18 protein-coding genes and 1 pseudogene are annotated in these 22,670 nt (G+C 39.1%); 6 read left to right on the top strand and 13 right to left on the bottom strand.

What is annotated here, in order from left to right:
• Nucleotides 1-299 precede the first annotated feature (299 nt).
• A complete protein-coding gene (gene sstT / locus BK575_RS17265) occupies nt 300-1,538 on the top strand; it encodes a serine/threonine transporter SstT (RefSeq protein WP_078412025.1) in 1,239 nt (412 codons plus the stop codon).
• Nucleotides 1,539-1,764: 226 nt separating this feature from the next.
• Here sstT and BK575_RS17270 read toward each other — a convergent pair whose 3' ends face one another.
• Entirely contained in the window at nt 1,765-3,369 is a 1,605-nt protein-coding gene (locus BK575_RS17270; RefSeq protein ID WP_235867500.1) for a sensor domain-containing diguanylate cyclase, read from the bottom strand.
• A 674-nt stretch (nt 3,370-4,043) separates the two neighbouring features.
• Between BK575_RS17270 and BK575_RS17275 the strand changes: the two genes are divergently transcribed.
• Nucleotides 4,044-4,967 carry an MFS transporter gene (locus BK575_RS17275; protein WP_078412027.1) on the top strand — a complete coding sequence of 308 codons (924 nt, stop codon included), beginning with the start codon at nt 4,044-4,046 and terminating at the stop codon, nt 4,965-4,967.
• Nucleotides 4,968-5,218: 251 nt separating this feature from the next.
• Here the strand turns inward: BK575_RS17275 and BK575_RS17280 are convergent, their stop codons facing one another.
• From BK575_RS17280 to BK575_RS17295, 4 genes and pseudogenes are all read right to left on the bottom strand, one after another.
• Complete coding sequence (locus tag BK575_RS17280) at nt 5,219-6,487, bottom strand: cation:dicarboxylate symporter family transporter (protein ID WP_078414841.1); 1,269 nt, start codon at nt 6,485-6,487, stop codon at nt 5,219-5,221.
• 830 nt (nt 6,488-7,317) lie between these two features.
• Nucleotides 7,318-7,548, bottom strand: a pseudogene (locus BK575_RS17285) (DDE-type integrase/transposase/recombinase); the annotation flags it as partial.
• A gap of 15 nt (nt 7,549-7,563) precedes the next feature.
• Nucleotides 7,564-8,088 (bottom strand): hypothetical protein, encoded by a 525-nt coding sequence (locus BK575_RS17290; RefSeq protein ID WP_078412029.1) that lies wholly within the window; start codon nt 8,086-8,088, stop codon nt 7,564-7,566.
• 52 nt (nt 8,089-8,140) lie between these two features.
• Nucleotides 8,141-8,956 carry a cell wall hydrolase gene (locus tag BK575_RS17295; protein ID WP_078412031.1) on the bottom strand — a complete coding sequence of 272 codons (816 nt, stop codon included), beginning with the start codon at nt 8,954-8,956 and terminating at the stop codon, nt 8,141-8,143.
• A gap of 431 nt (nt 8,957-9,387) precedes the next feature.
• On the opposite strand from BK575_RS17295, the gene BK575_RS17300 reads away from it, so the two are divergent.
• Nucleotides 9,388-9,603, top strand: a complete 216-nt coding sequence (locus BK575_RS17300; protein ID WP_078412033.1) for a hypothetical protein — start codon at nt 9,388-9,390, stop codon at nt 9,601-9,603.
• Between the two features lie 174 nt (nt 9,604-9,777).
• Here BK575_RS17300 and ftsZ read toward each other — a convergent pair whose 3' ends face one another.
• From ftsZ to BK575_RS17335, 7 genes are all read right to left on the bottom strand, one after another.
• Complete coding sequence (gene ftsZ / locus BK575_RS17305) at nt 9,778-11,145, bottom strand: cell division protein FtsZ (protein WP_169907868.1); 1,368 nt, start codon at nt 11,143-11,145, stop codon at nt 9,778-9,780.
• A gap of 173 nt (nt 11,146-11,318) precedes the next feature.
• A complete protein-coding gene (locus tag BK575_RS17310) occupies nt 11,319-11,774 on the bottom strand; it encodes an NUDIX domain-containing protein (RefSeq protein WP_235867407.1) in 456 nt (151 codons plus the stop codon).
• Nucleotides 11,775-11,981: 207 nt separating this feature from the next.
• Nucleotides 11,982-13,193, bottom strand: a complete 1,212-nt coding sequence (locus BK575_RS17315; RefSeq protein ID WP_078412035.1) for a Ger(x)C family spore germination protein — start codon at nt 13,191-13,193, stop codon at nt 11,982-11,984.
• Nucleotides 13,177-14,280 carry a spore germination protein gene (locus BK575_RS17320; protein ID WP_078414842.1) on the bottom strand — a complete coding sequence of 368 codons (1,104 nt, stop codon included), beginning with the start codon at nt 14,278-14,280 and terminating at the stop codon, nt 13,177-13,179. Before BK575_RS17320 ends, BK575_RS17315 begins: the two co-directional genes overlap by 17 nt.
• A 76-nt stretch (nt 14,281-14,356) precedes the next feature.
• Nucleotides 14,357-15,568, bottom strand: coding sequence for a Ger(x)C family spore germination protein (locus BK575_RS17325; protein WP_078412037.1), 1,212 nt, complete (start codon nt 15,566-15,568; stop codon nt 14,357-14,359).
• Nucleotides 15,552-16,655 (bottom strand): spore germination protein, encoded by a 1,104-nt coding sequence (locus BK575_RS17330; RefSeq protein WP_078412040.1) that lies wholly within the window; start codon nt 16,653-16,655, stop codon nt 15,552-15,554. The genes BK575_RS17325 and BK575_RS17330 overlap by 17 nt, the downstream gene beginning before the upstream one ends.
• Before the next feature lie 28 nt (nt 16,656-16,683).
• A complete protein-coding gene (locus BK575_RS17335; RefSeq protein WP_078414843.1) occupies nt 16,684-18,258 on the bottom strand; it encodes a spore germination protein in 1,575 nt (524 codons plus the stop codon).
• A 495-nt stretch (nt 18,259-18,753) separates the two neighbouring features.
• Between BK575_RS17335 and BK575_RS17340 the strand changes: the two genes are divergently transcribed.
• Nucleotides 18,754-19,260 (top strand): acyl-CoA thioesterase, encoded by a 507-nt coding sequence (locus BK575_RS17340; protein ID WP_078412042.1) that lies wholly within the window; start codon nt 18,754-18,756, stop codon nt 19,258-19,260.
• A 476-nt stretch (nt 19,261-19,736) separates the two neighbouring features.
• Here the strand turns inward: BK575_RS17340 and BK575_RS17350 are convergent, their stop codons facing one another.
• Nucleotides 19,737-20,609 (bottom strand): LysR family transcriptional regulator, encoded by an 873-nt coding sequence (locus BK575_RS17350; RefSeq protein ID WP_078412044.1) that lies wholly within the window; start codon nt 20,607-20,609, stop codon nt 19,737-19,739.
• A 211-nt stretch (nt 20,610-20,820) separates the two neighbouring features.
• On the opposite strand from BK575_RS17350, the gene BK575_RS17355 reads away from it, so the two are divergent.
• Entirely contained in the window at nt 20,821-21,963 is a 1,143-nt protein-coding gene (locus BK575_RS17355) for an AbrB family transcriptional regulator (protein ID WP_078412046.1), read from the top strand.
• A 94-nt stretch (nt 21,964-22,057) separates the two neighbouring features.
• Nucleotides 22,058-22,669: a spore protease YyaC gene (gene yyaC / locus BK575_RS17360; RefSeq protein ID WP_078412048.1), complete on the top strand. Its 612-nt coding sequence runs from the start codon at nt 22,058-22,060 to the stop codon at nt 22,667-22,669.
• Nucleotide 22,670: the final 1 nt, after the last annotated feature.

Genomic DNA, 22,670 nt, shown 5'->3' on the forward strand with positions numbered 1-22,670 from the left:
AAGTGGAGGTCTTACTGCCCGTTAATGCGGAATAAAAGAGTTGTAACACTCTTTTATTCGAGTTACTTCACTCAGAAATTTTGAGATTTTTTAACGTTAAGTGATGCACCTTTTATAACCATTGAAAAGTAAGCGCTTTCTATAGGCGTATAACACAGCAACTCTTTTTCTTTAAGGTCATCTATTATTCAATCGTATCTATTTGTAATGGACTTAACACTATCTTAAGTGTTAGAAGAAATGAATAGCCCGATATTAGCAATGTTAAAATTTTATCTTAAACTAGTGGGGGAATATCTATGAAGAGTATAGTGAAAAAGTGGAGTCAATTGAGTCTGGTAAAACAAATCATTATAGGTTTAATTATTGGTATTACCTTGGCTGTAGCGATTCCAGAAGCAGCAAAACCTGTTGTCATTTTTGGCTCTTTATTTGTAGGCGCTTTGAAAGCAATTGCACCTGTGTTGGTACTCTTCTTGGTTATGTCGGCCATCGCTCAACATAAGAGCGGTCACCAAACGAATATGAAGTCCATTATTGTCCTATACCTTTTAGGAACCTTTTTAGCTGGATTAACGGCCGTTATTGTAAGTTTTATTTTCCCTGTAAGCTTAACACTTGCAGAGGGCGCTGAGGGTGTGACGGCTCCCGGCGGTGTTGTAGAGGTTCTCAAAACATTATTGCTGAACATCGTTGATAACCCGGTTAAAGCGATTTATAATGCGAACTACATCGGTATTTTAGCTTGGGCGATACTCCTTGGTTTGGCGTTAAGAAATGCCCCTGATACGACAAAAACGATGATTTCTAATTTTTCAGATGCTGTATCCAAAATGGTTACATGGGTCATTAAATTTGCGCCATTAGGCATCATGGGTCTAGTGTTTGAATCGATTACTGCAAATGGAATTGAGTCGTTACTAGGTTATGGGAAATTGCTTGCGGTGTTGATTGGTTGTATGGTCTTTGTGGCGCTGGTTGTCAATCCGGTCATTGCGTTCGTATTTATCCGTCAAAACCCTTACCCGCTTGTTTTTAAGTGCTTAAAGGAAAGCGGCATTACAGCATTTTTTACACGCAGCTCAGCTTCCAATATTCCTGTCAATATGAGATTATGCGAAAATTTAGGTTTGGATAAAGATAGTTATTCAGTGTCCATTCCATTAGGGGCAACCATCAATATGGCGGGTGCCGCTGTTACGATTTCTGTGTTGACACTTGCGGCGGTTCATACACTTGGCATTCAAGTGGACCTTCCTACAGCTATCATTCTCAGCGTACTGTCAGCAGTATGTGCTTGCGGTGCTTCAGGGGTTGCTGGTGGATCGTTATTGCTGATTCCGCTGGCATGCAGCTTATTTGGAATCCCGGCTGAGGTTGCGATGCAAGTAGTTGGAGTAGGCTTTATCATCGGTGTTTTACAAGACTCTTTTGAAACGGCCCTTAACTCATCTACTGATGTACTTTTCACAGCAGCAGCTGAATTTAAAGAGTGGCGTAAAAAAGGGAAAAAAATAGAGATCCGTAAAGCAGCATAAGGAAGAAATCCTCTTATCTGTGATTGAACTGCACCCCAATTGTTAAACTCGGCAATTGGAGGTGCAGTTTTTTTATGGAAAACTAGACTTTAAACAAAAATGAGCTGCTATTTGTGAATATCTTCAAGTGTTAGGTAAACTAAAAGTAAATATGATATACGCTTGTTTTTTACTGTTTTATCGGTAGGTTCAAGTTTTATAATTTTTTTGCTCCAGAACCCCTTTTTCAGCCCCCTTTCCTCATTTCTGCTACAATTGTCTGGTTTCTTCCTGATTTCTTAGCTTTATACAAAGCTTGGTCGGCTAAATGAATCAGCCCTTCAGGCGAATCTGAATGCAAAGAATAGTGTGCGATACCTAGTGAAACTGTAATAGGTTTCCCAACAGGATTGGCCCCTTTTTCCAGTCTATTGCGGATTCGTTCAGCCACAAGATAAGCCTCCTCAACTGCCGCATGTGAAATAAGTGCAATAAATTCTTCACCTCCGAAACGACAACACACATCACCTGGTCGGACAGATGATGTAATAATTTTCGAGAAATGCTTCAAAACCTTATCCCCGGCCTGATGACCGTATGTGTCATTAATGGTTTTAAATCTATCAATATCCATAATAATAATAGAAAAAGATGTTTGGTCCTCAATCCATTTATGCATGATTGCTTCGAGTGTTCTCCGGTTTGCCAGCCCTGTCAATGGATCTGACATTGCATCATGCGTCAATTGATCCGTTTTCTTTTTAATATCCATTAATGCATAGCTAATTGCTTTTGTTAACAAGTCGGCCTCTCTATTCCAATGATGTTTTCTTTCAGGAAGTTCAACTTTTTCTCTACTGATTTTGCTCACTAGGTTGGCCAGTGATACGAAAGGTTTCGCCAATTGGCGTGCTAGCACTATGACGACTAGCATTAATAATACAAATGGAGGCAGTATATATAATAGAAGAGATTTTATATAATCAATCAATTGTTCATAAACGACATTGACAGGCGACGCCACAACCACTCCCCAGCCATTTTCCGGAACCTTTATGTATCCCGATAGTAAAGCCTCTCCCTTCAAGTTAACCATCTGTTCATGTCCGCTTTGACCTTGTATAAGTTTTTGGACGACTTGATCGGCGCTGATATCCTTGCCTAACTGGTTTTTGTCTGGATAGAAAAGCAATTGACCATTGGATGATACGATGTAAAAATATGAGCCTAGTTTATCCGTTGGGTTGCTGCCGAAGATCATATTCAGAATGTTTTTTTCGTGAATATAAATAGATCCTCCGATATACCCACGGTATCTACCTTTCATATCATATATGGGCTCGCTCATAAATACGATGAGGCGTTTGGATTTTGCTGTAATATAAGGTTTGGAGATGTAAGGCTTTTTCGATACCAATGCGGCCTTTGCTTCCTCCGTTTTAATATATTGTCCAACTATACCAAGTGATTTCGGAGACACATTGCGAACGATACCCGTTTCATCCACCACGACAATAGAATTAAAGTAGTGGCTGCTATGACGCAGTAGTTCTAGATTAGAATCAATTTCATCTGTATTCATAGAATTCATATTTGATAGGGTGCTCGCGGAATAGCGTAAGCTGCTCCGCATGGATTTAAACAAAGAGTCTATGGTCTCACTCATTTTGACTGCGCTTGTATAATTCAAGGTGAGTGTAGTATCAATCAGTGACTGTTTTTTCGATTGATAGGATGCAATGAGAAGAATGGTTAAAGTCATGAGAACAGATAAGGAGACCAACCCCGTTAAAAGTGTGGTCAGGCTAATCCTTTTCCATTGGTTTTCTTTTTTTTCGCGTAGCACAGGTATCCGATGCCCTCCTTGTGTTCAAGTTGTAAAGATTAAAAAACTTAATAATAATTCGTTAACTATTAGCCTTTATCATAAGTGAAAAAACCTACCATATATACTGCATGAAAACACCTTATACCATGTTTAAAGTCGTAAAAGGCGATTCATTGCGATAGATATTTAGTCAACTATCGGCGATTGATCATGAAATAAACGAACAAAAGACGGTTTTTCTTATGTAAAAGGAAAACCGTCTTTCCGTTTCCAAAATAAGTCATAGCGTATGTTTTTCACGCTTTGTTACTACCTCTAATATAAACTTAGAAGATTTAATACACATTTTACTTAAGTAGAGAAAGAAAAGAATGTGCTTATTTTTTTCGCTAACAATCCACATTATAGGAAATATTTATCATTTTATCAAATAATGTATAATTTCATAGAAAGATGTCATAGTTTTTTCGAGAGTCCTTAAAAAGAGGTACTTTTTACATACTACCTCTTTCTACCATGACTCTCTCACTATTTTACATTTTTTTCTAAATAACAATTGACATTATTTGATCATAGGTTAAAATTTTGCATTAAGTAAACTTTTTTGAAGAAATTAACTTCCGTAAAAACAAATACGCATATAAGGGAGGAATTAATTATGAAGGAATCAATCAAGTCTCAAAGATCATACATTCTACGTGCAATTTAATAATAATAAGCACCTAAACTATGATTGGATTATCAATGCAACAGGTCCGTCTAAACATCTTTCTGGTCCTTGTAAAAGCGGGTTAATTGGCTCCTTAATCAGCAATGGCTATGCCACGATTAATAATTATGGCGGGGTAAAAACTTATTTTGGATGGAGATCAGGCTTTTTAGTTCTCTGTCTGATTGATCTAATGGCTTTGATTCTTTCTACTTTTGGTTTGAAAGAATCTAATAAGAACTCTGATCCGAATGCTGCAAATATTATTACTATACTAAATAACTATAGATATCTTTTAACTCAAAGATTATTTTTAGCGTACAGTATTACTATTGGTCTTGCATGGTGTGCTTATTATTCTTTCATACAGTCATCGTCTTTTGTGTTTCAAAGTGTCTTTAAAGTAACACCGACTGTTTATTATGATGCCATGTATGAAATAATTATCATAGGCTATATTATAGGTACTACATTTACAAGACGATATTCCAATAAAATTGGAATAAATCATGTGATTATATATGAAAGTTTCGTCGCTTTAGGATCTTCAATTTTAATGCTTGTTCTAACATACTTTAATCTAGGATTAATTTTAAGCATTTTGGTACCTATGACTATCCTTATGATGGGAGTCGGTGGAATTTTCCCAGCTTGTCAAGCTGCAGTCATGCAACCGTTCACTCACATTGCCGGAACTGCGTCAGGATTGTTTTTCTTTATCCAAATGATTTTTGGAGCAATTTGTGGTCTTATTCTTAGTAGCTTCCATATTGATTCACAAGCACCTATGGTGTTAACAATTGTTGTGTCTTGCCTTCTACTATCGTTAAGTTCCTACCTTCTCCCGCCCCAAAATAGGGATATCTTAACGAGTAAGGAGTATTCTTCAGAATCTGGTTCAAGAAATCTATGAGACTTGAACATACTGGTACTACTAAACTAAAAAGATCTGTTAACTCAAAAAGTAAAAGTCCCAAGAAGATAAATTTTATTGAAACATGTATCGTTCGTAAAGATCCATTCTATATAACAAGTAGAAAGCCTGGATTCCATTAGGATCAGGCTTTTTTGCTTTCTATAATATTGTTAGCCTATTATTTTAGGATAAGAAAAGAAACATAAGTGAATAGTCAGTTGGTTTTGATTTCATACAACAGATAAACATTATGAAATTTTGTTCGTTACCTCTTGTATATAGGCGTCTTTCTCTTTTTCGTTAAATTGGCCTTCCCATTTTGAAATAACAACTGCTGCCAGCGAGTTACCTATGACGTTAACCGCTGTTCGTGCCATATCTAGAAGACGGTCAATCCCAGCGATAAAGGCTAATCCTTCTACCGGGATTCCAACTGTACCGAGCGTCGCCAACAATACAACAAATGAGACTCCCGGAACCCCCGCAATTCCTTTAGATGTAACCATCAATACAAGTAATAAAGAGATTTGTTCGCTAATCGATAAATCAATTCCATACATTTGCGCAATAAAGATTGCCGCTAATGCTTGATATAACGTAGACCCATCTAAGTTGAAAGAATATCCTGTTGGAATAACGAATGAAGCGATTCCCTTTGGACATCCCAATTTCTCCATTTTAGTCATGATGCGAGGTAAAACAGTCTCAGAACTAGCCGTTGAATAGGCAAGGATCAGTTCGTCTTTTAATAGCTTAATAAAATGAATAATGTTAATGCCCGCCCATCTTGCGACAAGCCCTAAAACAAATAGCACAAAGAAAATCATCGTCGCATACACAAGAATCATTAACTTACTTAATGGGATCAATGATTGGACACCGAATTTTGATACTGTTACACCAATCAATGCAAATACACCAAATGGAGCAAATTTCATGATTTGGTTTGTCACATAGAACATGGCTTCAGCTGTACCCTCGAAAAACTTTAAGACAGGCTTTCCTTTTTCCCCAATAGCGGCTACTCCCAGCCCAAATAAAACAGAGAAAAAGATAATCGCTAACATGTTTCCTTCTGTCATTGCTGCAATGATGTTCGGAGGAACGATGTTGACGAAAGTTTCAGCAAAACCGTGGCTTTTCGTTTCCTCAGTTGTCTCTACATAGCTGTCGATATCTGTCTTCTGTAAGGAGGACATATCAACGCCGCTGCCAGGTTGAAAGATATTTGCCGCTAGCAGCCCAACGAGAATGGCAATAGTCGTAATGATTTCAAAATATAAAATGGTTTTCCCACCCAGTTTGCCAAGCTTTTTCATATCCCCAACGCCGGCAACACCGACAATTAAGCTGGAAACAACAATTGGAATCACAATCATTTTGATTAAGCGAATAAAAATGTCCCCAATTGGCTGAAGAAACTCTACTACTTGTGTGTTTCCATAAAAAATTGCCCCTACACTGATTCCTGCAATTAGTCCGATAAAAATTTGCCAGGCTAGTCCAAGTCTTTTCATAAATAAATTCACCTTCCGTTTCAATTGTAAGAATTCTAATTTTGCTTTCTTCCCGTTCATTGATAATTGCATGCCCGATAGACCCTATTGAATTATTCATAGCCATGAAGGAAAAACCATTGGGATTAGACATATCCGAATCGATGTGTGCGAACTGCTCAGCGAAGATATGAGCAAGATCTTTTAGTGTCGGAATCGATTACAGAAGTTGATTCGGAGTTAAGATATCAGTTTGATAGCTGATAGTTTGAGTTGAAGTAAAGTCAGTTCTGGCGATGGTGCCACCTGTTGCTGAAATTTTAATATTAGATCACTTTTTAATAGGGTGTGATGTATTAGCATCATTTGCAGAGTTAGCTAATCATCCGTATAGACATGAATGTTAATGCAGCGGAAGATGATGTTTTCTTTTTCGTCTTGTTAAGAAACTATTGAAATCTGATTTTGTTATGTACTAATCTTGTCCCACCTTTCATGGCCATATATGTATTTGTTAAAACATCAGATGAATAAATTTCATCAGAAAGCAATTCTTGAAAGGGCCTTGATGCACCACTGGCAATGGTGAATGAAACGACACTGTAATAGCTTCTACTGGAGGTTTCATCACAGGCAGGTTTCAAAACTCCAAACACTCAAAAATATTAAGCGCTTTCAAATTTCTTCTGTCTAACAAAAACATAACTTTAATTTATAATAAGAACTACCGAATCCTACCGAATCCTACAAAATCCTACATATATAATTTTTAATTTTTAAAAAATAAGTATACTTTACGAATTTTAGGATCCTGGTGCAAAAACTACTCCCTAGAAACATACAGTGTCAGTATTGTTTAAATAACGAATCTGTCTTATTTTGACGCCTTCAAGTATCACTTTGCTCGTCTTTTAGTTGTTAAGTTAAATGGATACTGGATATGCTGGATTTTTATCAACTGCTATCAACTGAGGCTTTGAAACATGAAAAGCAGCCAAGGCTTTCTTAAAAAAGCACTTAACTGCTTTGGTATCCCTCGATTCACTCAGATAAAAATCAATGTTCTTTCCTTCTGAATCAACATTAAACTTTATAGTTTATTTCTCCACTAATTTATAGAGACTACTCAAATTTGGAATCGACCTGATTGCTTCCAGCAACCTTGCATCACGCTGCTCCATCTGCTCTCGAAGTTTCTTGATCTCCTCTTTTAATTCCTGATTTTCCTTTATCAAATCATTTATCCTGTCCAGCTTTTCTAACTTCTTTATCAGTATTCCGTACCATTCATCGTATTGAACGATATTATCCGGACTTTCCTTGTTTATCAGGAGATTAGCAGAATCCGATATGACAGTATGCTCTTTTTCGAGTGTCTTTTCATATTCTCGTTCCTTCATGACGATTATATCGGCAATGCGTTCCGGGGACACGGCCCCTGCGTCAGAGAGTTCCTTCATAACCCTAAAAAGTAATATGTGGTTGTCATAGAAAACCTTATGACCGAATTCGTTTTCAGTAAACGTATAACCCGATTTTTCCAAGAGCTGTACATACTTACGTATCGTAGAGCCGGCAAGTCCTGTCATAACCGCCATATCCTTATTAGAGTACGTTTTCATATCATTCCCTCCTTCGCTGAAGATTCGTTATGTATAGCATAATGTTCAATACTTATTTCGCGAATACATGATTGCCGATAACGGCTGTTACTTGTTGTGTTTTCACCCAGTCATTGGTTGCTATTTCTGGGTTGTAGAAATAAAGAGCATCATTTGCAGGATTTTGACTGGCTAGTGCTTCATCCACGGCTCGTTTTGACTCATCAGAAGCAGGCTGATCGATGGCTCCATTTCCTACAGGTGTAAATTGATAACCGCCGTTCTCCAGCTGTTGATAGATGACATCATGTATAGAGTTCGGGAACTCTGGAGAAGCAACGCGGTTTAATACGACCATCGCCACTGCTACTTTCCCTTGATATGGCTCGCCTTTCGCTTCTGCCTCTACTAATCTGGACAGTAAGTCTTTATCTTCAGCTGAAATAGCGGAAGACTGAGTTGGAGCAGGCTGACTCATTTGAACTTCAGAGGTAGACGAACCATTTCCTAGAGCTAACGTTTGTCCAATATAAATCGTATCATTTTGTAGATGATTCGCGGCTTTTAGCCCTTCCACTGTTACTCTATATTGTTTTGCAATGCTGAATAGCGTATCTCCTGTTGCTACTTTATGTATAGCAGGACTGCTTGCTTGGACTCCTGCATGATTAGGAATGGTTAATGTTTCACCAATATAAATCATATCATTTTGACGATGATTCACTTTTTTTAATTCATCAACTGTTACCCCGTGTTCTTTGCCAAGCTGCCATAAAGTGTCTCCTTTCACCACTTTATGTGGTGCTGCCTGTGCTGTTCCTTGCCCTGCTAGAAAGCTTAAAGTTACTGCCGAAGTAAAGAACCACTTTTTCATGCTTGTCTTTTTCATAAAAAATACCTCCCCTAAAAACTGCTTGGCATTATCGTAGCACAGGGGATGAGGATTTCATGAAAAGAATAGGTAACATTTATACCAATTGTATTAAGTTTCTTACACAGCAGATGTAAATGTTGCAACATTTACATCAAGCTTAAAAAAGCTGAATAAACATGACGCTCTTATTGCGAATTTAATTTAGCGCAATTCTTTATTACAATTGAAAAACTTGATAATACCCAGATTAGTATAAAATATCCATTGAAAAATTGTGGATTTTAATCTATATTTTTGAAATTATAGTTGCTTTTGAAATTTAAACCCCTAAATAAAAAGGCTTGTTTCGAATATTATATAGAACAGCCTGAGGGAACGAAAAAATTAAAACGAATATACATGATCAAATACTAGTAATTAAAGTAAAAGAAAAGGAGCGTTATTTGTTGAAAGAATTTACTGTTTGTTATACTCTCGACTCCGATGTAAAATGGGAAAGAGTAATAAAAAAGCCTAATATTAACACGGAAGATGTTTTACAAGAGGTATTAAAAAGGATAAAAAACCGTAAGTATCTTATTGCCAAAACGGACAAAGGAAGCCGCATTATAAATACCGCTTCCATACGTTATGTACGTATTTTTGATAAAAAAATAGTCTAAATGTACTCTTACTATATATTGCACTAAAAATCCTCGGATTCATATTAGATCCGAGGATTTTTTGATTACCGGAATGATTAGATATGTAAACTGGAGCTATTAGTAATACCCGTAGTTGGAGATTTCCTAATGGATATAGTTTTTGAACCAGAACTATTACATATATTTTTATTATCAAAATCGATTTCTTCGTTTTCGAAAGAATGCTGGGGTATTCGGAGATTCTTTCCCCTGTTTTGATTGTTGATCATCATATTGGTGAATCGGCTGTTCCGATTGCCGTCCATAATGTTTTTGGACTGGTTGTTCCCGTTGTTGATCATAATACGCGTGAGCCGGCTGTTCCGGTTGGCGATCATAATACTCACGAGCTGGCTGTTCTGGTTGTTGGCTATAATGCTCGTGGACCGGCTGTTGTGGTTGTCGGCCATAATATTTGTGAGCCGATTGCTGTGGTTGTTGATCATCATACTCGTCAACCGGTTCTCTACGATTCATCGGGGCACGGTGCATACGTTGTTCCTGTTGATAAAGGCTAGCTCTTTCTTCCATAGATGGCCGGGAAGACGTGTGTAATCGTGGAGCCTCTTGTTCAGTGAATCCGGTAGCAATGACCGTTACAATAATTTCTTCTGTTAGGTTTTCGTTAATGACCGAACCAAAAATCATATTTAATTCCTCATGCGAGGCAGAAGCCACTATATCGGCTGCCTCCTGTACTTCAAAAAGACTTAAATTGCGGCCGCCAGTTATGTTCATGATCACACCTTGAGCTCCATTAATCGAAGTTTCCAGTAACGGACTATTGATGGCTTTCTGCGCAGCTTCAGCAGCACAGCCTTTGCCATTGGCAACACCAACTCCCATTAAGGCCGTTCCTTTATGGGACATGACCGTTTTCACGTCAGCAAAATCAAGATTGATTAAACCCGGCACAGCAATTAAATCGGAAATCCCTTGAACCCCCTGGCGAAGAACGTTATCCGCTTCACGGAAAGCTTCAAGCATAGGTGTTTTTTTATCAACAATCTCCAATAAGCGATCATTTGGAATAATAATCAAGGTATCCACAGCTTCCCTCATGGCGTTAATTCCACTTGCTGCGTTTTCTGCACGTTTGTAGCCTTCAAATTTGAACGGGCGCGTTACAACCCCAATTGTCAGGGCACCAAGGTTACGGGCGATTTCAGCAATGGCGGGTGCTGCCCCTGTGCCTGTCCCACCGCCCATTCCGGCTGTAACAAAAACCATGTCTGCGCCTTGTAACACTTCTTGAATCTGCAGTCTGCTTTCTTCGACAGCCCTTTTACCTATTTCGGGATTCGCTCCCGCTCCTAAACCTCTTGTCAAGGATGCACCAATTTGCATCGTAATCTCTGCTTTTGATTGATTAAGAGCTTGTGCATCTGTATTAATGGCAATAAATTCTACGCCTTCAACCCCCTCATCAATCATACGGTTCACGGCGTTGTTTCCCCCGCCGCCAACACCGATGACTTTAATCGTAGCAAATTGATCTATATTTGTATCAAATTCCAACATGCTTATTCCTCCTCATTCACCCAAATTCCCTCAACTTCACAGCATTCAAAGATTACTAGAAGAAATTCTTCATATTATCCGAAGTGTTCATTCGCTTTTTGTATAATTCAGTAGATTAAGAGGCCTAATGCCATGTTTTCAATAGATAGAGTGTTTCTCATTCTCTCGGCATTTCAAGACGATTTAATGTAAGCTGACTTGCCCGATTCCATTAAAAAAAGATGAATACCGTCATCTTGTCCAGTTTCCAGTTCAGAAACCACTTCAATCGGTACCCAATTATAATCAAAGATAACTCCTGCATCTTGATCAAGAGAGGAAATGATACATTCTTGCTTTTCACGTGTCTCGTCTGCTACTTCTAGATGAAAAACATGGCGTTCATGATACTCCGCTTTAGCTTCATCATAATAAATATATTCTTTTATCTTGTTCTTGGAGATTAAATGCGTTAGACTGCATTTTTCCTCAGCCTCTCTATACAAAGCATCTGCAACGGTTTCGTTCTCGCCTACCATACGAGCAAGTACTCGGATACCTGCTTCTGGGCGGCCTTTATCTACACACACTAGTAATTCTCTGCGCCGATTATGAAGCCTGGTTATATAAACGATTATTTTTTTTATCATGATTTAATCCCCTATCTTCCCTTATCCTTATATATCTCTTAATTATTCATACCTCCACCTCAAGGAATGTGCAAAGAGCAGCTCCATGAGTAAGCGGGAGTAGCTTAAAGTGGAAATTATATATAACATTCGTTCATCAAACCATATTTTTGTACGTACTTTGACGATATTTATGTTTTATACCAAAATCACTTAAACGAGGAGCTATCATTTATTGGAGCCTGAAGTTCCATAATCAGTAATCGTCAATTTCACGTTACATTTGATCGGTATTTCACTAAACCGTTCATCCCAATCTTTTTTGACCTTTTCCCAGGTTCTTGGGTGCTTGATTCTCAACTCGTTTCCAAAACCTGCAACGTCTGCTTCGTATTTTTTCTGCATCTTTTCTATTACATTATTTACCGAATCCTTCACTTCTTTTTCAGCAGCTTTTTCTACCCTTTTTAAAAATTCATTTTCAAAAGCTTTCTCCGACATCGCCCAATTTTCAGATAAACGTCCTTCTGATTCGATGTTCACATCGAACGAGATGTTGTTTCCATCAATATGAGGTGTGATTCTGCTGTTCATGGACTTGATTTCATAGACGACCAACTGTCCCGTCTTTTCATCAAAACTTTTCACTAAACCGCCTTTCCCCTTTCCGGTTATCCATGCTATGCCATCCAGCTCCCTTTCATTCAAAAAGCCGCGCAGTTTTTTTGTCTTTCCGTTCATCACGGCGGCTCCTGCGAATTTTACTTCTCCATTTGCCGAGATGATATTTTGCAAAAGAAAACTGGATCCGGATTGCATCTTTCCCTCTAATTTAGCAAGCGACACAGGGGGCAAAATCTTTGTTGTTCGGTATTGATTATCCACCATTCCTACTAAACGAAACGATGGGATTTCTCCTGGTTCTTTTGATTCCAGAATATTCCTGGCCTGACCCTTGCTAATGAATACGAGACAGCTTGGCCTAACTTCATTATCACGGAGATAAAGGTCCATTAATTGTTCCAAACTATACGTGCGTGCAATATGATCACTGATAATAACCACTTTCGTGTGCTGGAAAATTACAGGATCGTCTCTTCTCAATGAAATTTCACGAATTGTTTGATGGACGGAATCTCCAGTTTCAGAAACATTCATGTAAGCTTTCTGTTGTGCCCCACCTTTGTTGCTTTCTGTACCTGTTGCTCGGGGGTTAACAAATTGATACGTCATTGTTATGTTGTCTTTTTTGGGATATCCTCCTCCTTGCTCTTCCAGCTTTTTCTCAATGGTTGACTCCTCTCCTTTATCAAATGCCAGACCTACCTCGAAACCCAGATCTTCAATTTCATGACTGCTCCAGCATCCTGTCAGAGATAGGAGTAACAGTCCTGACAACAAAACTAAGAAGAACCCTGAATTATTAGCTTTTTGTTTCATGTTTTCTCCCCCTCCATCTCGTGACAATGAGAAGCAGCAACGGCATTACACCAAATAAGTACAATGCGACATTGCTGATTATATCGCCTAATTTAAATAGACCATTCGTATTTTTCGGAGTCATGGCGATGATATAAATAATTGGAAGCAAGACATACATGCATGAATGGATGCTCTTTTTGAAAAGTTGGGCCAGCCCTAAAGCCGCAGCATAGTAGGTAATAGTAAAAGTGGAAAATATTTGCATAATCCAGATGACAAGCAACAAAGACTCAAATCGTTCAAAAATCAAGCCGGGAACTTCGAAACTTCGGATGAGGTCAATAGTGGGCCATGTTCTCGTGACCACTCCATCAATGGATAACACTCCGATGACCATCACGACCGTTATCATGTAAAAAATCAAGGGAATGGAAAATCCCACTAACACGGCTTTTACCGCTTTGTTTGGCTGCTGCATAAATACTAAAAGGAACAACATAATTTCAGGACCTGTAAATGCAAGAGCCGTTGTCTTTATCCCTTTCAGCACAGGTATGATTCCTAACCCTAATACAGGACGCAAATGATCGATTTCAAATATTCCGATGCTCAAAAGAGCGACCAGCAAAAAAAGAAAAATGGTAATCGGGAAGATGATTTCAAACAGACGAGCAATCGGATCGATACCGCCCATAATCAGATAGAGACCTATCCACATAAATGGCATAATGATTGCCCATGTGGGAGTGCCTTCCAGTAAAAAAAAGCTGGTTACTTCTGCCAGATTCCTGATTTCAAACGCCGAAATGGTAAAAAAGTAACCTACAATAAACAAGCTAAGCAGCCTGCCTGTCCATTTTCCTACAATTTCCTGACTGTATTGATAAATGGTTCTTCCGGGAAACTGCTGGCTTAATTTGACGATGATGACCCCCGCCGCCATGGCGATTACACCACCTAACAGAACGCTTATCCAAACATCGGGTGTTTTGACTTTCTCCACGGATGTTCGCGGCAAGGTGAGAACCCCTGCTGCAAGTATATGGTTGATGAGGATAACAGCTGCTTGCGGAGTGGTAATTCGATCTTTTTGGGTGATAATCATCGCTCGTTTGCTTCCTTTCATCGTGAGCTGCCCTTTGTATAAGAGGTAAAGTCCATTCGTTTTCGGGTGAAATTTCTCATTGATTGGAGCCGGATGTTCCATAATCTTTGATCGTTAATTTTACGTTGTATTTGATTGGAACTTCACTAAATGTTTCATCCCAATCTTTTTTGACCTTTTCCCATACTTTAGGATGCTCAATTCTCAAACGGTTTCCGAAGCCTGCAACGTCCGCTTCATATTCCTTCTGCATCTTTTCTGTTACATTCTTCACCAGACCTTTCACTTCTTGTTCAGCGGCTTTTTCCACCCTTTTTAAAAATTCATTTTCAAAAGCGGCCTCCGACACCGCCCAATTTTCAGATAAGCGTCCTTCTGATTCGATGTCCACATCAAACGAAATTTTGTTTCCATGAACATGAGGGATGATTCTGCTTTTCATGGACTTGATCTCGTATACGACCAATTGCCCTGTCTTTTCATCAAAACTCTTTACCAAACCGCCTTTCCCCTTTCCGGTTATCCACGTTATGCCATCTAATTCCGCTTCATCCAAAAAACCGTTCAGCTTTTTCGTCTTTCCTTTGATGACGGCAGCTCCCGCAAATTTTACTTCTCCGTTTGCCGAGATGATATTTTGCAACAGAAAACTGGATCCCGATTGCATCTTTCCCTCTAATTTAGCGAGCGATACAGAGGGCAAAATCCTTGTTGTTCGATATTCATTATCTACAATCCCGACTAAACGAAACGATGGAACTTCTCCTGGTTCCTTTGATTCCATGACTTTACGGGCTTGGCCTTTGCTAATGAACACAAGGCAGCTTGGCCTGATCTCATTATCACGAATAAATTGATTGAGCAATGGCTCTAAACTATACGTACGTGCAAGGTCCTCACCGATGACGATCACTTTTAAGTGTGGACTGAATAAGGGACCTTCCCTTCTCAATGAAACTTCACGAGTTATTTGATGGACAGAGTCACCGGTTTCTGAAACATTTGTGTAAGATTTCTGCTGCGCTCCTCCACTGCTGCTTTCTTTATCTTCTGCTTGCGGGTTAACGAATTGATACGTCACTGTTATGATATCTCTTTTGGGATATCCCCCACCTTGTTCTTTCAGCTCTTTCTCAATGGTGGACTCCTCTCCTTTATCCAATGCCAGACCTGCAGCTAAACCTACCTCTTCAATTTCTTTGCTGCTCCAGCACCCTGTCATAGATAGAAGCAAAAGCCCCAATAACAAAACAAAGAATATTTCTGCATTTTTAGCCTTTTGCTTCATGCTTTCTCCCCTTCCAGCTCGTGACGATAAGAAGCAGCAACGGTAGTCCGCCAAATAGATACAACGCCATATTCCCAACCATATCGCCAAGTTTAAATAGGTCATTCGTGTTTCCAGGAGTCATGGCAATGATGTAAATAACCGGAAGCAAGACATACATACATGGATGGATGTTCTTTTTGAAAAGTTGAGCCAGCCCTAAAGCCGCAGCATAGTAGGTGATCGTGAAGGTAGAAAATAGCTGCATAATCCAGATGACAAGCAGCAAAGACTCAAATCGTTCAAAGATCAAGCCAGGTACTTCAAAACTTCGGATAAGGTCAATGGTCGGCCACGTTCTCGTGACCACTCCATCAATGGATAACGCTCCAATGACCATCACGACCGTTATCATGTAGAAAATCAAGGGAACGGAAACTCCCACTAGTACGGTTTTTACCGCTTTGTTTGGATTTTGCATAAATGCTAAAAGGAGCAGCATGATTTCAGGACCTGAAAACGCGAGAGATGTTGTCTTTACCCCTTTCAGTACAGGCATGATTCCTAGCCCTAATACGGGGCGCAGATGATTGATTTCAAATATTCCGATGCTCAAAAGAACTACCAGTAAAAAAAGAAAAACTGTAATCGGGAAGATGATTTCAAACAGACGGGCAATCGAATTGATACCTCCCATGATTAGATAGAGGCCTATCCACATGAATGGCATAATGATGGCCCATATAGGGGTACCTTCAAGCAGCAGCAAACCTGTCACTTCTGCCATTGCACGGATCTGAAAACCGGAAGTTGTAAGGAAATAACATAGAACCAGGAGACTAAACCCACCGCCAATCCATTTCCCCACAATTTCTTGACTGTATTGATAAAAGGTTCTTCCGGGAAACTTCTGGCTCAATTTAACAATGATTACCCCCACCATCATCGCAATTAGACCGCCTAATAGAACGCTTATCCAAACATCGGGTGTTTTTACCTTCTCCACAGATGTTCTTGGTAAGGTGAGAATGCCTGTTCCAAGAATGAAATTGATGGTGATAATAGCTGTTTGAGAAGCCGTAATTTGGTCTTTGGGATTGAGAATCATCGCTGGGCCCTCTCCCTTTCATAGTGAGTTATCCTTTTCGTATCGGATCTTTCGTATGCATCATTTTTGGTCGGCGTTTCATCATCTGGAGCGGCATGCGAACCATAAAATCTTTCCAATCGCTTAGGTGATAAGGAACGGCCGGGCTTGCATAAGGTACGCCAAAACTTTTCAGCTTCACCAAATGACTGCAGAGCAAGAGGAAAAACAAAAGGACTCCGTACAACCCAAATACAGCAGCGAAAAACATGGCCACAAAGCGAAGCATGCGCAATGGAATCCCTGCACTATACTGTGCGAGAGCAAAGGAGGAAATGGCGGTTATCGCCACTACAATGACCATAATATTACTGACGATTCCTGCTTGTACGGCGGCCTCCCCAATAATTAACCCCCCGACAATCCCCATCGCCGGACCAATCGGCTTTGGCAAGCGCAATCCGGCTTCCCGTAAAATTTCAATGGCTACTTCCATAATCAGGGCTTCTATAAGCGAAGGAAATGGAACGCCCTCCCTTGTGCCGGTGATGGAAATAGCCAGCTTGGTCGGGATTAACCCTGGATGAAACGAGATAAAAGAAATATATAAAGCAGGAGCAAATAGAGAAATCATAGCTGCTCCAAAACGCAATAGGCGGATGAACGTGCCGGGAATCCAGCGTTCATAATAATCTTCCGGTGATTGCAGCATCATGCTGAATGTAACAGGAACAATCAAGGCGAAAGGTGTTCCATCCAACAAAATGGCCACTCGTCCTTCGAGTAAGGCACTGATGACGCGGTCGGGGCGCTCCGTATTCTGTACTTGCGGAAAAGGACTAAGGTAATTATCTTCAATGAGCTGCTCTACATAGCCTGATTCCGGTAAATGATCAATATCGATTTTTTGTATTCTTTTCTTTACTTCTTCCACTAATTCCGGATCAGCGATTTCTTCCATATAGGCGATAACCAGTTCTTTTTTTACCCGCTTTCCTACCTGGAACTTTGTTAATGATAAGTTCTCATTTTCACCATGGCTCCGCAAGAGGGCGGTATTATCGCTTATACATTCAGTAAAACCTACCCGTGGACCTCTGACCAACGCCTCTGATACGGGCTCTTCGATATTCCGTTTGTTTGTTTTGATTGTACCCAGAATGAGCACATCTGATAATCCATCAATCAAAAGACCCGTCCAGCCTGTCAATACTTTTGACACCAAATCATGTACGGTATGTAGTTCGTTTATTTCACTAATGGACAGAACTTGATTTTTAATCAGCTCTTTAAAAGCGTCCCCTTTCATATAAGATGGTTCATATTTATATTCGTCGAAGAAATCAACCATCAATGACTTCATAATATGTGTGTCAATAAGGTTTTTATCCGACAAGGCTTCCACAAAAATGATAGCCGCTCGAATGCCGGTTCTTCCTATAGTAAACTCTCGAAAGTGGACATCTGAGTGATGACTGATTTCTTGCCTGACAAGTTCCAGATCCAAGATGAAATCACCCGTAAAATCACCTGCTGAATCCGTAGAAGACTTATCTTCCTGCTTTTTATTCGCTTGACTGGCATATTTTTGCGTTTGTCTAATCTTGGATTTCCGTTCTCTCATTTTCATCACTCTTCCTCTAAATTACGAATCCAATTAAAAAGTCTTGAAATCATATACGGAGTGAAAAATACAATAAAAGCTTGTATAAAAACTTGCCAATCGGGAAGATAGGAGACGATCGTTTTCCACATTTTCAACACCCTATAAATACTCCCTTTCAGCAGCTGGCATAGGGAGTGAAGTCCTGTAAAATTTTGTTGTTTATTCAATGAAAAAGTTCATTATTTCTTGAATAGTATTATTGCCTTACTTACATGAAGACATGTAAATCAATCAAAATTTTCCACTATAAAAATCGATGTAGAACATTTGACATGACCAAAGGATGGTCATGTCGAATAATGAAAATTCAGATATATATTTAAAAAATCAAGGTTTTCTTATAAAATAACTTTATGCGACAAAAAACTCGACATGTTCCTTGCTGAATCAAGTAGAAAGATTGAGGAAAAAGAAGTGATAAAGTTAAGAATTTTAGACCAAGGGGGCCATACAATGGAAGCAAAATATTGCAAGGAATCACGAGTGATACGAACAAGTCGTGTATTCCCAAACGATGTAAACAATCACAATACACTATTTGGCGGTCGGCTCATGAGTGATGTGGACCAAGTGGCCTCGATTTCCGCAGCGCGTCACAGTCGAAGAGAGTGTGTAACGGCTTCTACGGATTCAGTCGACTTTTTACATCCGATTCGACCAAGCGATTCAGTCTGTTTTGAGTCATATGTGACATGGACAGGCACATCATCCATGGAAGTGTTCGTCAAAATTATTGCCGAAGATTTAATGAGCGGCGAGTGCAAAATTGCCGCAACGGCTCTATTGACATTTGTCGCACTTGATGAACATAAACGTCCTGCACGTGTTCCAGAAGTCATTCCAGAAACCGAAGAAGAGAAAAAACTGCATGAAACCGCACCAGAACGAGCGAGAATACGCAAAGAACGAAAACAAAAAAGTAAAGAACTGGCCGCGTTTTTAACGATTAATCATCGCTAGGGCTCACATAAACCCTGTTAATTTGGAATTCAGGCACAAAAACATTCGACGTGGCCGTTCTTTGGTCATGTCGAATGTTCTAAATCGATCTAATAGTCAAACCGAATTTTTATTTCTGTTATAACATCTACCATTTCCTCCTGCCTCCTAAACCCTATATTCATTCATTTTTTTGATTTCCGAAATTAGTGTTATGCAAACAAAAATATTTCGTATTAGAAACCACCTTTTCCAGTCCGTAAATGTATATTAGTGCGAGGAATGTGATCTTCTAAGTATGACATATAGGCTGAAAACCAAAGGAGCTGTAGAATTCCTGCAAATACGCTTGGGCTTGGATTTTAACAGTTGTTTCTTTCAATTCGTTTTAAATGAAATCTAACCCTTTTCTTAAAAGTTCTTCTGCCAGTCCTTGCGAGATGAGATACTAATTCAGCAAGGACATGCTTTATTATTAATAATCCCTTCAACTTCTATTATTTAATGTTATGTAAATCCAAATTTTCTACAAATTGAACAAATGCTTTCACTATATTTAGCTTTAAAGCTTCCTTATGGAAAAACATCCACGTTTTTCGTATGATGGGCTCCCCATCTTTGGTTTTGAGATCAATTTTATGTATGCCTTCTACATCTTGTAAAATCATACTTGGTAAAATAGCATAACCTAAGCCGTTCGCAACCATTTTTTTACATGTATCCGCTTTATCGACTTCTATGCTCACCAATGGCGGCTGAGAATAATTTTCTACCCACCAATTATGCACGGTGGTTTTTAACAAGTGATCTGTAAGATAATCAATTCTTGGCAAATGGGGAAGGTTGTGAATATCTATCTTTTCTTTCGAAGCAATACAGATGGTTTCTTCAAATAACAAACGTTTTTCATCTTTCCAGCTATAGTCTCCTTTCACAAAACCAATATGTACATCTTGATTGTAAATTAAATGGACCATATCGCTGCTCCACCCTGTCGTTACTTTGAATTCAATGTTGGGATATTGGTCTTTAAAGAGTTTTAATAGACCAGGAAGTTTATAATCGGTAAAAAAGGTGGAAACGCCCAGCCTTAATGTTCCAGCTGCTTTATGCTCCATGTTCATAACATTCTCCTTGATTTGCTGAATGTTCAATAACATTTGATGCGCACATTTTGCTAAATACTCTCCCTGGGGGGTAAACTGGACGCCCCATCTCCCTCTGTTTACAATTTGAACTCCGAATTCTTTTTCCATTTGCTGCAAGCGATGTGTTAAAGCAGGCTGGGAAATATGCAAGCTTTTCGCTGACTTCGTAATATTTTTCTCCTTATAAAGGATTTGCAAAATTAACCAATCCCGTTCATCCATATAAACTCTCCTCTCAATATTCTAAATCGATCTCTATACCATCAATTTTTTCTATGGATAATTATAAAATATTAATATTTTATTTATTTCTAAAATTATACTATATTTATTTACAAATCAGCGAATACCTACACTCTCCAAACTGCATTGGTTTCATATCGTACTCTTAATCTTCACTTCTAACAACGCATTTAAAGAAAGAAGGCTTTATATGAAAAGAAATAAAAAGTTTTTTCAAGATGTTTGGTTTATTGCCGTATGCAGCATCGGCGGATTGATTCTTTCCTTGACAGGTCTTTCAATTGGTTGGATGATCGGAACATTGATCATGGCGGTTTTTCTTTCTTTTCGGCGACTGTCTTCATTACAGCTGCCTCATCATCAAAAGGGGCTTCCACGATATTGGTTGTATGCCGGTCAGGGCATTTTAGGTATTGAACTGGGTCAAAAAATGAATCTGTCCGTTATCTCCATTTTTCAAGAAAATTGGGCATCCATCCTCATCATGCTTTTTCTATCAGTTGTGTTTTCCTTGCTTTCTGGTTTCGTTCTATGGAAGTTCAGCCAAACAGATATGCTGACGAGCTTTTTTGGAACGGCCCCTGGAGGATTATCCGCAATCCCAGGCATTGCAGAAGAGGTAGGTGCGAACACGGCAGTAGTCAGTATTATTCAGACCATGCGTGTTTTTTTAGTTGTATTTACCGTCCCAATCATTGTCTCTTCTTTGGCCGTTCATACTGCAGATCCTACAATAACCTATAATGCTCCTGTTTCCCGTGGAATCTCCAATTTTGAGGTAAACCAGCTTTTTTGGACCATTATTTTAGTAGTGGCAGCATGGGGCGGTTATTATATAGGAAAACATTTAAAGTTTCCTGCTCCATGGTTAGTTGGAAGTATGTTAAGTGTTTCGGTCATCCAAGCACTCGGTTCCTCTTATGTTGGTCACAACCTCATTGCCTGGTGGCCTCATACCGTCATCATTTTATCACAAGTTTTAATAGCTTCCAGTATCGGTTCCCGTTTTCGAAAAAATATGTTTATAGGATTAAAGAAAACATTGTTAGTTGCTTTATTAAGTACGCTTGGCCTTATTATCGCCATGTTTGTATGCGCATTTTTCGTTTCAAAAATAACAGGGATTACTTTTATCACGGCAGCTTTGGCATTTGCGCCCGGCGGTATTGCTGAAATGGCTACAACAGCGGTTGTCCTTCATGCGGATTCAACACTTGTAGTAGTGGTGCAAGTACTCCGGGTTATAATGGTATGTATGATATTACCTCCATTCTTTAAACTATTAAATCGGCGGAGATTACGAAAAAACATGCACTCTCATGCATCAGCTTAATTTTTCGGTGTCCTGGCTTTCTTTTGGCTGTATAATAAATGAAAAGCCTTTTAATATCGGAGTGTATACTGAAATTTCAGTGAGGAGGATGGAGATGTGCCCTTTTTATAACGAGAAAACGGGAGAAACTCCAGAAAAAAAGGTCTACTATGTGAGACCCGATGAAAGAACGAAAGAAAAAGACATTAAAACCGTAGCCCTTAAAATGAGAGAGCTTATTCAAAACTCACCATGCAAGAATGAAGAGGTTATCTTTTTGTGCATTGGATCAGATCGCTATGTTGGAGATTCTTTAGGTCCTTTAGTAGGTACGATGCTTAAAGAAAATGAAGTTCCTTATCATGTTTATGGAACATTAGAAGCCCCTGTTCATGCGTTTAATTTAAAAGCAACATTAAAAGAAATCCATAAGAGATTTGTAAAGCCTCTTATCTTTAGTCTTGATGCCTGCTTAGGAGATCAAGACCAAGTGGGTTACGTCCTTTTCAAAGAGGGACCGCTTCTTCCAGGAAAAGCTCTTGAAAAAGTTTTGCCTGAAGTCGGAGACTACCATATTAAAGGAATGGTCAACTATATAGATCCTTTACCAACATCGCAATTTTTAAATGACACTCGGTTATATACCGTTATGAACCTGGCTAAAACGATTACAAAGATTATTACCGAAACGGCTGCATTAGATAATGGCTTAGAACATAAGAGTTAAC

This window comes from Priestia abyssalis, assembly GCF_002019595.1.
GTDB lineage: Bacteria > Bacillota > Bacilli > Bacillales > Bacillaceae_H > Bacillus_BA > Bacillus_BA abyssalis.